This window comes from Streptomyces sp. NL15-2K (assembly GCF_030551255.1).
GTDB lineage: Bacteria > Actinomycetota > Actinomycetes > Streptomycetales > Streptomycetaceae > Streptomyces.
Genome location: NZ_CP130630.1, coordinates 6,184,396 through 6,196,485, shown reverse-complemented (window position 1 = coordinate 6,196,485; position 12,090 = coordinate 6,184,396). Strand labels below are relative to the sequence as shown.

Sequence of the window (12,090 nt, the reverse complement as noted above, 5' to 3'; positions counted from 1 at the left end):
GCATCCCCGCAGTTCAGCAGCCATGCAGCCGTCCAAGCGCCGTAGCTTCCCAAGCTCAGAGCTCAATCCGCTCTGACTGGCGGCCAGTTGTGGCCCCGCCTCGTCGATGAGGCGGGGCCACCATTCTATGGAGCGGGCTCGTAGGTCACGGTGGTGTCGGTGCAGGCTTCCGCGAGTTGTGTGAGTGCTTCGAGCTCGACGGCGTCGATGGTGAGTTCCCAGCGGAGCTTGGTTGCGAGCCATTCCGAGGTGTAACGGCACGTGATGTCGACGGCCGGCGGCAGCCATTCGGCCGGGTCCTGGTCGGCCTTGCTGCGGTTGGAGGCCGCAGAGACGGCGATGAGCGAGGTCCTGGCGTCCAGGTCGTTGGCGTACGCCTCACGCCGCTTGGCGGTCCATTGCGACGCCCCGGAGTCCCATGCCTCGGCGAGCGGCACCATGTGGTCGACGTCCAGGGCGGAGGCTGCGGTGATCCACTTGGCGTCGTAGTACGACCACCATCGGCCTCCTGAGAGCTTGCAGCCGGGGAGGATCTCGGGCGGGTCGATCGCCTCGGAGATGAGCACCTCCGCTCGCGTGTTGCAGCCGTCGGTGGGGTTTTGGCCCGCGTTCCAGTGCTTGAAGCTCGTGCGCTGGTAGCCGTTCCGCACCTCCGCCGCGAGGGGGAGGACGTCGACCGCAACCGCGATCGGGAGTGTGTACGTCTCGGCGGCCCGATCGTGTGCGCGAGCCGGAGTGGGTGCCAGTAGGGGCAGGACGACGAGTGCGGCCGCAAGAGAGGCACGCCTGAGGTTCTTGATCACGCATCGCAGAATCGATTGCGCGTACCTCGTTCGAGGAGTTCGACTCGAACGAATGAGCCATATGGATGCTTGGGTTCACCGGACAGGCGTTCCATGAGGCACCCGATGGAGGAATGTCCATGCCGGGTTGATCAGCGCCCGCCCACCGATAGCCGACTGGCCGGTCCACCAGACCTCAATGACCATCCACCCGAGAGTTCGCGATGAAGAGGCCACGTTGGCGAGCGCACCACAAGCGCACAAGAACGAGCGGGGAACAGCGGGGAATCATGGTGAAAGCAGCCGTGCCCGACGAGGCCGCGCCCAGTCCATTCGCCCAGGTCAGCGCCCGAACCGGCCCCAAGTGCCGGCAGCTTCCCAAGCTGAGAGCGCGAGTTCGATTCTCGTCACCCGCTCTTCTTGAAGCCCCAGGTCAGCAGCCTGGGGCTTGTTTTATTGGCTACACGTGTGAGTGGGAGGCGTCGGGGAGTACCCGGAACGCCTTGTAGCGGATCAACGGGCGTACGGCCCGGAAGTCTCGTCGGTCGAGGATGAGCATCGCGTCGGTGTCGTAGTCGGCGGCGAGCGCCATGTTCACCGCCTCGGCGAGGTCCCGGTCCAGCGCCGCAGGTCGTCGACCGCGCTGAGGGCAGCCTCTCTGCCGAGCTCTCGTCCGGATGAGCCGAGTCCAGGACTGCCAGAAGGCCGGACGTATCGGCGATGACAATAGTCACCCGGCCGATCCGGAGTCCGGGTCGGCCTCACCACGGACGGCCTCGGCGACCGAGTCGCGGACCTCCGCCTTGGATGGCGTGCGGCCCGGCCCCTCGAACGTGCGTGAGAACAGCGGCTCGTCCTAGACCGGTTCGCCATGGCCGCGAGGTGGATGCCCTGGCGGATGATCTCTGCCTCGCTTATACCTCGGCGCTTGGCGGCCTCCTTGATGATGGCCGGGTCCGGGATCGGCGTAGACGTTGGTGCGCTTCATGGACCGGCGCGGTGCCCGGTTCTGTCGACCGGCGGGCCAGTGCTGGGCGGTATCCAGAACAGGCTCAGGTCAGATCAGACCTCGAAAAGCCCGAGCAGGCGGTGCTGGAAGGACGGCTTGATCCGGGTCGTCGCGATGCGGGCGATCTCCTCGACCTTGTCGGCAGCCGTATGGGGCTCCATCTTCCCCATGTACGAGACCTGAATGATCACGTTGCTCTTGAGGACCTTGGCTTCAACCAAGTTGGTACGGTCCGGCTGCGTCTGGCCCGGGTCACGGATGACCGCAACGTCGCCGAGACCCTCCAGCGGTTGCAACACGGCTGGCTGTTCCCAGCCCTTTTCTTCGTAGAAGGTCTCGCGGGCATGGCGACTGCCGGTCTTTAGCCAGGCGTAGTCGTAGCGGCGGAAGCTCAGCCTGAATCCGAGGTCGCTCCCGCTCTCCCACTGGCACTCGGTCTTCTGTGCGCCCCGTCCTCCCGGGGCGCCGCTTCCGTAGGGATCGCCTTCCGCCTCGCCGACGAGTCCCCTGGCGCGAGCCGGGACTCGATCGAAAACCTGACACGCGTTCGGGAGTGACGTCGCCTCGTGACGCCATGGCCACCAGGTCTGGCTCCAGTATCCGCCCTCCAAAAGCAAGCTCTGGGTGAGCATCAGGGTGGGAATGGCGAGGTAGGCGCAGAGGTACCACAGTCGGCGCACCGCACTCGTCGGAGCGGTGCGCGGCGCGGACGACAGTCGGTCTCGCCACCGCTGGATCGAAGCCACTTTGGTGTCGAAGTCCGGGTCGCGCGCGAACAAGTGGGTGCGCGGTGAGGGCAGGATGACCCGTCTGCCCCCGAAGCCGGTCAGACGGTGCACCAGGACCGAGCGGCCCAGCGGACTGCGCAGTGCCTCGACGCCGGCGACGTCCCGCCAGGGGATGAGCCGGGTCCGCAATACCGAGCGCACCAGCATGCCCTGATCGGAGAAGCACACGCCGCCACCAGCTGCGCCCTCGTCCCGCTCAATGTCGTCCCCGCCTTCCGTCCCCGCCGCCTCGCTGACCGTCATCATCGTCACCGGCAACCAGGTGAGCGACAGCTCCCGGCCGGGTTCCCTCGTACGAGTCGCCCGTCATCACAAGTACTTGCGCGGCAGCGCCCTGCGAGTTCGATTCTCGTCACCCGCTCCAGCGTGAAACCCCAAGTCAGCGGCCTGGGGTTTTGTGTGTTGCTGAGGGTTCTTCGTCGGTTCCGGCCCGCCGAACTCACGAAGATCGGGCACGCGACGGGCACGAGTGCTGGGTGGGCGCTGTACGCTCACCGCTCCCGCCATCGGAACGTGTCGTTGACCTGGTGCTTCGTAGCGCGCCCACGGCCTTCCCACACGAGAGGCCCTCAGCCTGCTGTTCTCTCGGCGAGGCTGATTGGCGTCTCCTTGCGCCACGGAGACGACGGCTGCTGAAGTCCCTCCCGCCAGCCGGGACTTCAGCATTGGAAATCCGTGTCAGAGCGGCAGGTCGTCGGGCACGACCCGGAATGCCTTATGGCGGCCCAATGGACGTACGGCCCAGAAGTCACGGCGGTCGAGGGTGAGGATAGCGTCGGTGTCGTAGTCGGCGGCCGGCGCCACATTCACCGCATCGACACGGTCCAGGTCCAACGCGCGACAGCGGACGCGGACGGACTGGGCGGCGCCCAGGTGGTCCTCCGTGATCTCCGGCATGATGACGCGTTCGCTGCCCCGTGCTCCGGGTGCGTCGAGTCAAGAGCGGCCAGGAGACCGGACGTGTCGGCAATGACGATGATCACGCGGTGGTCCCGGCTCCCGAGTCGGTCTCACGTCGGACCGCGTCTGCGACCGTGTCACGGACCTCTGCCTTGGACGGTGTACGCCTCGACCCACCGAAGGTGCGGGAGAACAGCGGCTCGTCCCAGACGCGGTTCGCCATGGCCGCGAGATGGATCCCCTGTCGGATGATCTCGTCCTCGCCGAGCAACGACGCATGGAGGCGTTGAACGCGCTCAACGAGGCCGACATCCAGCAGCGCGTCGAAAAGCGGGGCTCGCGGTACGACGCGGAGTCCGTGCTGCTACCCGGCCGGCCACCGTGCCGCGGCGCGGTCGCCCGGCAGCGGCCGGCCGGGCGACCATCGGGCTCCCGGCATGAGTTCCACGCGTACGTCGTCGGTTTCTCGGATGACATAAGTCGAGTCCGTGTCATGCTGCCAGCCGACAGCGACGGCGTGATAGCGCCCGCCGCGCTCGATGAGGAGCCTCAGTCCGGTATACCGGTAGCGGTAGTGGACCTGCTCTCCGAGATCTCTCACCTCCAGTCCGCGGCCGGTCATGCTCAGTCGGTCGGTGCTGAAGACGACGATCGCCGTCCTGCCGACCAGATGATCTGCGCTGCGCTCAGCGTCGCGTTGACCTGACTGATGCGCCGCCAGCGCGACAGCCCAGAGCAGGCACAGGCATGCTGCCGTGAGCGGTGCGCCCCGTGCACGGATGCCGCTTGGGCAGCGGCCGTTGTGCGCGGCGGGCAACTGGCCCAAAAGGATGCCGATGGCCAGGAGAACGGGCACCAGCCATTGGTACGGCTGGATTCGGCCCCAGCTGAACAACATGACAACAGCCACGCACAGCACGAGCAGATGGAAACGGGCGGCCCGCCGCGCGAATCTTCGGCACCGGCGGATGAAGGCGGGGGGCAGAAGAGGCAGGACTGACCGGATGGGCAGTTGCGGGTCACGCAGCACCACCACAGCCACCACAGCGGTCAACACCACGGGGGCGGTCACCAGCCGCAGGCTGCGCATGACGAACTCCGGGAAGCTCAGGCCCAGAGCCAGTACGTCGATGTGGAAGTACTCGAAGAACGCCCGGGTATGCACCGTGCCGGCATAGAACAACAGCGCCGCGGCGAGCCACATGAGGGTCCCCCAGTCGGCGGTGTGACCGGCGACCGGACGCCGTGCAGGGGGCGGCTCTGTGCGGCGGCGGTCCGGATCGCGCCGCAACATCCGCCTGAGACGTCGCCGGGCACTGGCACGCCGCAGACGCCGTTCGCCCTCCGGCGTGGACGCTCGGGTGCGGGGAGCGGGAAGGGACCGAGCGTCGTTCATGATGTCGACGTCGGCGTTGACTGTGTCTCAGGTGATGCCGTGGATGTGGAGCCGCACGGATGCGGGCGGCTGCCGGCTGAAGGGCCCGGAGACGCGGATGCGCTGGAAGACGGATCGCCGGAACAGCCATCGGTGGAACACGGCTCGGTCGGACAGTCGGATTCCGTGCCCGGCGGCAACGGCGTTGGATCTGGTGCCGGCACCACCGCGGGGTCGGGTTCCGGGCTCGAAACCCGCGTCGGCTCGGGCACAGGGTCGACGGGGTCTCCACCGAGAGGCGGTGGCGTACTCGACCCACCTGTCGGCTTCGCGGGAGTCTCCGCCGGAGCGGCGCTGTTCAGGGGCATGCTCGACGAGCTGTGCCTGCCGTGCCGGGTGCGTTCGTCCGGCGGGGCATGGGGGCTGGTGGTGGATGAGTCAGCCGGCGGTGCACCCAGAGGAGCACGCGGTGCGTCCGGACCGGGTTCACGGGCGGACGTGGAGGAGCAGCCTGCAGACGAGCCGACCGAGGCGGCCACCACCAGCACAAGGCACCCCAGCCTCAGATGCCGAGAACGCATGCGCCCCATCTACCGTTGCACCGGCCCTTCCAGACGCTACTGGTGGGTGAGCCACTACGGACCGTGACCAAACCCGGGGCCCAGAAGTCTGCCGCAGATACGGGCATCAGCACAGACATAGATCATTAATGGCGATCTCTGACGCTGACTGTTCTTGGGTGAGCGATCCAGGGTGAGTTCCCTGGACGTCTGGTTCCGTCCACCCCCAGCTTGCGGACCGGTTGCCGAGGGACCCGATCGCCCCCGCCCTGTTCGGAAACCTTCCCCATCCACAACCTGTGGGGCGCGGAAGCGTCTCAGGCGATGTCGTGGAGGTTGTGCGTGGGTCAGGTCGGATGCGTGCCGGGCAAGAGCGCGGTAGTCGGCTTCGTCGTGGAGAACGACCAGACCGTGGTGTGCCGCTGTAGCGGCGATGACGAAGCCCCGGCGGCCGTGCGGGGCCGGGTCACCTGGTACGACGATCGTCGCCGATCACGCGCGTAGGTAGGTCAGGACGGCGAGGACGCGGCGGTGTCCCAGGCCGTCGAGGTGAAGGTCGAGTTTCTGAAGGATGTTGCTGACGTGCTTGTTGACCGCCGCTTCGGTGACGTACAGCTCGCGGGCGATGGCGGCGTTGGTGCGGCCCTCGGCCATAAGCGCGAGGACCTCGCGCTCTCGTGGGGTGAGGCGTTGCAGGGGGTCGCGGCGGCGGTTGAGGAGTTGGCGGACGACTTCGGGGTCGATGACCGTCGCGCCTGCGGCGACTTGGGCCACGGCGTCGACGAACTCGCCGACGGCGCTGACGCGGTCCTTGAGGAGGTAGCCGACCCCCGTGTCGCTGCCCAGGTCGAGCAGATGGGCGGCGTAGGACTGCTCGATGTACTGGCTGAGGACCAGGACCGGCAGGGTGGGGTACTCGTGGCGCAGGGCGACGGCGGCGCGCAGGCCGTCGTCCGTGTTGTCCGGTGGCATGCGGACGTCGGTGACGGCGATGTCGGGGCCGTGTTCCCGGACGGCGGAGATCAGGGCTTCCGCGTCGTCGACGGCGGCGACCACCCGGTGGCCGAAGCGGGTGAGCACACCGACGAGGCCGTCCCGCATCAGCGGGGAGTCCTCGGCGAGTACGACGGTCAGCGACACGGCAGCTCCACGTGCAGCAGGGTGGGCCCGCCCGGCGGGCTGGACAGATGGAGTCTGCCGTCCGCCGCGGCGACGCGGTCGGCCAGGCCGATGAGGCCGGTGCCCTCCTCCGGGGTGGCGCCACCGACACCGTCGTCGCTGACAGACAGGGTGAGCATGTCGGTGTGCAGGCGGGCGTGCACCTCGAACCGGTTCGCCCCGCTGTGCTTGACGGCGTTGGTCAGGGCCTCGGCGATCACGAAATACGCCGTGGTCTCCGAGGAGACGGGTATGCGGTGCGGCAGGCTGATGTCGACTGTGACGGGCAGCGCTGAGCGCCCCGCCAGATTCTCCACTGCTGCGGCCAGACCGTGGTCGGTGAGCGCCTTCGGGTGGACGCCGCGGCTGAGCTCACGCAACTCCTCGACGGCGAGGGCGGCCTGTTCCCGCGCTTTGGTGAGCTGCCCGGCCAGCGGTGAGTCCGGCTCGGTGTCGAGGGCGGCCAGGCCGAGCATCACGTTGAGGGAGACCAGCCGCTGCTGCGCCCCGTCATGCAGGTCCCGCTCGATCCGCCGCCGCTCCGCGTCGAAGGCGTCGACCAGCCGCGTCCGGGAGGCTCGTACGTCAGTGAGCTCGCGGCCCAGTTCGCTGTCGCGCGGCGTCAGCATGAGACGTGTGACAGCGGCCCTGGCGCCGGCCCAGGCGGTGATGGTGTACGGCGCGGCGGCGAGCAGGCAGAGGCCGACGATCACCAGCGGCCAGGCTCCGGGATCATCGAGAGGCGACGTGATCACCAGCACGGGGACGGCCAGGGCGAAGCCCAGGACGAGGAAGTCCATCCACCACAGCGCGGTCGCCGACACCGCGGTGAAGCCCAGCTCGCGCCAGGTCGCAGGCTCCCGCAGCCGGGTTCGCACCCATCCCACGAGTCCCGCGCGTTCGGGAGCCCGGTGCGGGTCGGGCACCGGGTCCAGGTCCACCAGCCGCAGGCGCCACCGCTCGAAGCGGGTGACGGCGACGCCGGACAGTGCCACACCGAGCAGGATCAGCGCCCCGATCGACACCACCAGCGAGACGATTCCCGCGACGAGCGCGACCACGAGGACGACGCTGGTGACGGCACCGAACACGACACCGGACAGCAGGTATGCCAAGGACCGCCAGGGCCAGCTGGAGCCGAGCACCTTCAGCGGGTTCTGGCCGAGCGCCTGCCACGCGGTCCGATGTCGCATCCCTCGACCCTAGCGAGCCGGGGATCTTGAAGCAGTAGTGCAAGCACTACCCCCGGACTCGCGTGTGCGCCAGTGCGCCGACGAGGGACGGGCCGGTGCACTGGGGTCCATGAAGCTGTTCACCGTCCATGCCGGTACGCGTCGCCGACTCGGCACCGTGGTGGCCGCGCTCGGTATCGCGATCGCGGCGGCCGCCGTACCGGCCTCCTCGGCCGCTCGGTCCACCGCCGACTTGGAGCCGGCCCCGATCGACCGATTCGTACGCGACTACCTGGAGCAGACCCGCCTGCCGGGCGCGGTGGTCGCCGTCACCAGGGGTGACAGGGTTGTCCACACTGCGGGGTACGGGCACACCGCGTCAGGGCAGGCCATGACGGAGCGGACTCGCCTGCCAGTGGCGTCACTGTCGAAGTCCATGACCGCACTCGCCGTCATGCAACTGGTCGAGGCGGCCAAAGTCGACCTGGATCAGCCTGTGCACCGCTATCTGCCCGAGTTCACCATGGCCGACCGGCGTTCCCAGGAGATCACCGTCCGGCAGATCCTGACCCAAACCTCCGGTATGGCCGACTCTGCCTACCCGGACCTGACCCGCGCCCAACCGCACACCCTCAAGGAGGCCATCGCCGCGATGCGCGAGGCGCACCTCGCCACCGCGCCGGGCACCCGGCACCGCTACCACAACCCCAACTACTTCGTCGCGGCCCGCCTGGTCGAGGTGGTCAGCGGACAGCCCTTCACCGACTACCTGTCCGCCAAGCTCTTCAAGCCGCTGCGCATGACGCACACCGCATCCGTCGACACGACCACCGAGATGCCCGACCGGGCCCGCGGCTACGTCCGCGCCTACGGCACAACGTTCTCCCGTGCTCACCCCCGCTGGTTCACCGCCGGCAGCCACGGTGTCGTCACCAACGCGGACGACCTTTCCCAGTGGCTGATCGCCCAGAACAACCAGGGCGTGTCCGCCGACGGCCGCCGTATCGCCACGGCCCGCACCATCGAGCTCACGCACACCCCGCCGAAAGCGCCGAAGGACACGGACTATGCGATGGGCTGGATGCGGAACCAGCACAGTGACGGGCCCGGGGAGATCCAGCACACGGGCCAACTCCTGACCCACAATTCCATGGCCACCCTGCTGCCCGACAGCAGGGTCGGCATCGCGGTCGTCACCAATACCGGCCTGATCTCCGGAGACGACGCCGCTCAGCTCTCCCAGGGCCTCGTCGACCTCGCGCGGGGCAAGAGCCCCGAGGTGGCAAAGCCCTTCTCGATGACGGCCGACTGGGTCCTGGCGGCGCTGACCCTGCTGGCGACGGGCCTCGGCATCCGCGGTGTCCTGCGTGCGCGTCGATGGGCGCGGCACACCGCACGGCGACCATGGTGGCGAACGGTCCTGCGGTTGCTGCCCCAAGCCCTCCCGGTCCTCCTCCTCACTCAACTCGCCTCGCTGCTCGGCTTGTTGATGAACCGCTCCGGAACCCTGGCACAGACCGCCTACGCCTGGCCGGCGCTTGTCGTATGCGCGGCGGCCGGTGGCCTCGCCTCCATCTCGGTCATCAACGCCCGTGCCCTCGCCCTGTTCCGCTACCGCCGACACGCCAGGCACGGGGCCGGGGCGACGAGGGCGACAAACACTCGGCACAAGGGACGAGCATGAGGCCCTCCGCCCCGCCTGACGCCGGAACCCCACCCCGGGACTAGGGCCCTTCTGATGGATCTCCGTGGGAGAAGGAGCGGCGTTCGGTGCGTGCTCTCGGCGTGCCGGGCGGAAGCCCTCGATGGGGGTCCCCCCGCGCGAGCGGAGCCGAGCGTGGGGGAGGAGCTACTAGGGCTTTTGTCCGGTGCGGCGAGTGGGGGCACCTCCCACGCCTTTAAGGCAGTGGGGGAGCGTGCCGGGCGTCGCGACGCCACGGAGATCCATCAGAAGGGCCCTAATGCCGACGGGCAGACGACAACAGCCGACGGGAGGTCCGCGCGGTCCCGGAAACTGATGGCACATGCGATATCGCGTTTGTGCGCCTTACCGAGGAAGCATGTGAGGCACCTCTCCACGGGAAGCAGGGCGTGGCCGGCCGGCGTGAGCCGAGGCCGTGCCCCAGCCGTGCCCGTAAGGGCGGGTAACCACGGTCAGCCAAGGTGCGACCTGGCTCACACGTCGGTCCAAGGAGACGGCGTCCGCGCTGGTCAGGGCCAATGAGCCCACGCAAGCGCCGTCGCTTCCCAAGCTGAGAGCGCGAGTTCGATTCTCGTCACCCGCTCCATGGCGAAGGCCCAGGTCAGCGACCTGGGCCTTTTTTGTTGTCCGTGGTTATCAGTTGTCGCGTGCCAGATTCGTGCCGGATGGTTGATCGTCGGGGCGGGGGGCTGTTGTTCTGGCACGGGTGCAGCTTCCTGCGCCTGCTCCCGCGCCTCGCGTACGGTCCTGTCCAGATCGGCTGCGACGTCCCCGCTGTCGATCGTCGTCGGAGTGCTGATAGATCAGCGCGGCCCTCTCCGAGGGCTGGCCGCCCCGCACCGGCCTGGCCTTGAGGGTGGCGCTCGAGCGGGTCGACAGGGCGTGTCCCCTGTGGCGGAGGTCGTAGAAGCGGAAGCCCGCGTACAGCTCCACGTGGATGCGGAGGTCCGAGCGGAGGAACTCCAGGAGGTACACGGTGCGGGTGCCCGCCTCGGGCTTGGTGTCGCCGGGGTGCGCGACGACCGTTCGTCCACTCAGTGTCGGCGCGCCTGTCCGCGATCTTCAGCGGCTGGCGATCGATGCCCCTGTGGCGGAGGCCCGTCGGCTCTGCGGGCGGAGAAGGCCGTGCTCGCCGAGGCAGACCGTGGGACGCCGGCGAGGTCCGACGTGATCGGCGAGGGCGTCGACCTGAGCCACGGTGGGGATGCGACGCTCCGCCGGGGGCCGCCCATCGCGTGGTCCAGGCACTACCGCCGGGCGCCGTACGGCTCCTTGGCGCGATGGGCGGCGCGGTGCGGAATCCGGGCACCGCACCGTCCGATTCGGCCGCCCGCGAGTCACCTCAGTCGGCGTTCACCCGCGAGGCTGTCAGCGGAAGTCCACGTAGTAGACGTCGACGTCCGGAAGGGGGTTGGGGAGCTTCCGCTCCGCCGACAGCGGCTTCCCCTCGCAGGGGAAGGTGTCGCCCGACACGTTGTCCGCGTTCGCGAAGAGCTGGGCCGTGAGTTCGGTCCAGCGCAGATTCCGGCTGAACTTCCAGTCGGCATCCTTGTCCCAGCGGCCGATGTAGGGGTTCCACAGCTCCATTCCGGACATGGCGTCGGTCGGCGCGCCCGTGTTGACGCCGCCGGCCCAGCGGAAGCAGTAGTGGATCGTCCCTCCGTCGACCCCGAGTTGCACGGCCTGGCCGGCTGTCGGCGCGATGAAGCCGATGTAAGTACGGTTGTCGTCGGCCGTCGCGGCTGAGGCCGGGGCTGCCGCCGCTGTGACGGCCACGAGCGCGCCGAGGGCCGCAACGGTTCTCCTCACACGGATCACGTGTGACTCCTTCTCTGTTGTGGGGCCAGGGTTACCGACGGTTACTTCGGCATTATGTTTCACGTTCAAGCACCGCTTCGCAATACCCTGTCCCCACCGAACTCCCACTCGGACAAAGAGAGTTACTCAAGAAGGAGGCCCGCCCGGCGACGGCCGTACCCGGCCCTGTCCGGCGGGCAGTGGCAGCGGGACGGCTACCTCCGCGGACGTGAACGAGGCTCTTTCTCGTGCGGGCCGCGAGGGTCATGGCCGCTGACGGTGACGCCGGGGCACCGGCGGCTTGGTCGGTGACCTTGCCGTGAGCATGATGAGCAGGTACGCCGGGAAACGCCGCGCTCGGTTCACTGTGGTTCCCAAGTCCGCGATCGACGGGGATCCGTTCCAGCCAAGTTCTTGACGCGATCCTGACATGAACCTCTCACGATTGGCACTGCTTGCCCGACGGCGGACGGTCACCCGCCCTGGCACGGTCATCGCGGCTCGTGCCCACGGCGTGCCCGTAAGAGCGGACGACCACGGTCAACAGCGGTGCCACCAGACCCCCACTCCAACAACAGCCGAACGGATCTGCGCAGGTCAGGAGGTAGATCCTCCGTGATCTCCGACATGACAACGAGGCCCGGCTCATCCACTGCGCAACGCGCATACGGGGGTGTTCTCCAGGGCCGCCAGGGTCGGAACGGGCTTCGCGCTGCGAAGTACTGGAGAACCGGCGGCGCGCTCCGGCGCTCACCCGCTTGCGGGCGACGGAGGAGAGTGCCTTCGACCTCGATCTCTTTGAGGACGGGGGAAGAGACAGCGCCTGCAGGATGCGCGGCAGCCTCAT

General features: G+C 68.4%; 8 protein-coding genes and 4 pseudogenes. 2 read left to right on the top strand and 10 right to left on the bottom strand.

The window, feature by feature from the left end; translation table 11 throughout:
- Positions 1-125: 125 nt before the first annotated feature.
- The 7 genes and pseudogenes from Q4V64_RS27830 to Q4V64_RS27810 all read right to left on the bottom strand — a co-directional run bounded on the left by Q4V64_RS27830 (position 126) and on the right by Q4V64_RS27810 (position 4,683).
- Positions 126-803, bottom strand: a complete 678-nt coding sequence (locus tag Q4V64_RS27830) for an HNH endonuclease family protein (RefSeq protein ID WP_124440516.1) — start codon at positions 801-803, stop codon at positions 126-128.
- Positions 804-1,242: 439 nt separating this feature from the next.
- Positions 1,243-1,516: pseudogene (locus tag Q4V64_RS55280) on the bottom strand (hypothetical protein).
- Positions 1,513-1,770, bottom strand: a pseudogene (locus Q4V64_RS55275) (CopG family transcriptional regulator). Before Q4V64_RS55275 ends, Q4V64_RS55280 begins: the two co-directional pseudogenes overlap by 4 nt.
- 74 nt (positions 1,771-1,844) lie before the next feature.
- The gene (locus Q4V64_RS27820; protein ID WP_253266986.1) at positions 1,845-2,825 is read right to left on the bottom strand and encodes a PH domain-containing protein; all 981 of its coding nucleotides are present in this window, start codon (positions 2,823-2,825) and stop codon (positions 1,845-1,847) included.
- A gap of 432 nt (positions 2,826-3,257) precedes the next feature.
- Positions 3,258-3,562, bottom strand: a pseudogene (locus Q4V64_RS27815) (hypothetical protein).
- A pseudogene (locus Q4V64_RS55270) lies at positions 3,559-3,747 on the bottom strand (hypothetical protein); the annotation flags it as partial. The pseudogenes Q4V64_RS55270 and Q4V64_RS27815, both read right to left, overlap by 4 nt.
- Before the next feature lie 96 nt (positions 3,748-3,843).
- Positions 3,844-4,683, bottom strand: coding sequence for a hypothetical protein (locus Q4V64_RS27810; protein ID WP_124440518.1), 840 nt, complete (start codon positions 4,681-4,683; stop codon positions 3,844-3,846).
- Positions 4,684-5,756: 1,073 nt separating this feature from the next.
- Here Q4V64_RS27810 and Q4V64_RS27805 point away from each other — a divergent pair.
- Positions 5,757-5,918, top strand: a complete 162-nt coding sequence (locus tag Q4V64_RS27805; RefSeq protein ID WP_172629222.1) for a hypothetical protein — start codon at positions 5,757-5,759, stop codon at positions 5,916-5,918.
- Here the strand turns inward: Q4V64_RS27805 and Q4V64_RS27800 are convergent.
- The gene (locus tag Q4V64_RS27800; RefSeq protein ID WP_124440519.1) at positions 5,907-6,554 is read right to left on the bottom strand and encodes a response regulator transcription factor; all 648 of its coding nucleotides are present in this window, start codon (positions 6,552-6,554) and stop codon (positions 5,907-5,909) included. The genes Q4V64_RS27805 and Q4V64_RS27800 overlap by 12 nt on opposite strands.
- Positions 6,545-7,765, bottom strand: coding sequence for a sensor domain-containing protein (locus Q4V64_RS27795; protein WP_124440520.1), 1,221 nt, complete (start codon positions 7,763-7,765; stop codon positions 6,545-6,547). Before Q4V64_RS27795 ends, Q4V64_RS27800 begins: the two co-directional genes overlap by 10 nt.
- Positions 7,766-7,874: 109 nt before the next feature.
- Between Q4V64_RS27795 and Q4V64_RS27790 the strand changes: the two genes are divergently transcribed.
- The gene (locus tag Q4V64_RS27790; protein ID WP_124440521.1) at positions 7,875-9,428 is read left to right on the top strand and encodes a serine hydrolase domain-containing protein; all 1,554 of its coding nucleotides are present in this window, start codon (positions 7,875-7,877) and stop codon (positions 9,426-9,428) included.
- A 1,386-nt stretch (positions 9,429-10,814) separates the two neighbouring features.
- On the opposite strand, the gene Q4V64_RS27785 is transcribed toward Q4V64_RS27790, so the two are convergent.
- Positions 10,815-11,264 carry a hypothetical protein gene (locus Q4V64_RS27785; protein WP_124440522.1) on the bottom strand — a complete coding sequence of 150 codons (450 nt, stop codon included), beginning with the start codon at positions 11,262-11,264 and terminating at the stop codon, positions 10,815-10,817.
- Positions 11,265-12,090 lie beyond the last annotated feature (826 nt).

Excerpts from the sequence above, each read along its gene's own strand:
- Q4V64_RS27795 (WP_124440520.1), bottom strand. The coding sequence starts at position 7,765 with ATGCGACATCGGACCGCGTGGCAGGCGCTCGGCCAGAACCCGCTGAAG.
- Q4V64_RS27810 (WP_124440518.1), bottom strand. The coding sequence starts at position 4,683 with ATGTGGCTCGCCGCGGCGCTGTTGTTCTATGCCGGCACGGTGCATACC.
- Q4V64_RS27820 (WP_253266986.1), bottom strand. The coding sequence starts at position 2,825 with ATGATGACGGTCAGCGAGGCGGCGGGGACGGAAGGCGGGGACGACATT.
- Q4V64_RS27790 (WP_124440521.1), top strand. The coding sequence starts at position 7,875 with ATGAAGCTGTTCACCGTCCATGCCGGTACGCGTCGCCGACTCGGCACC.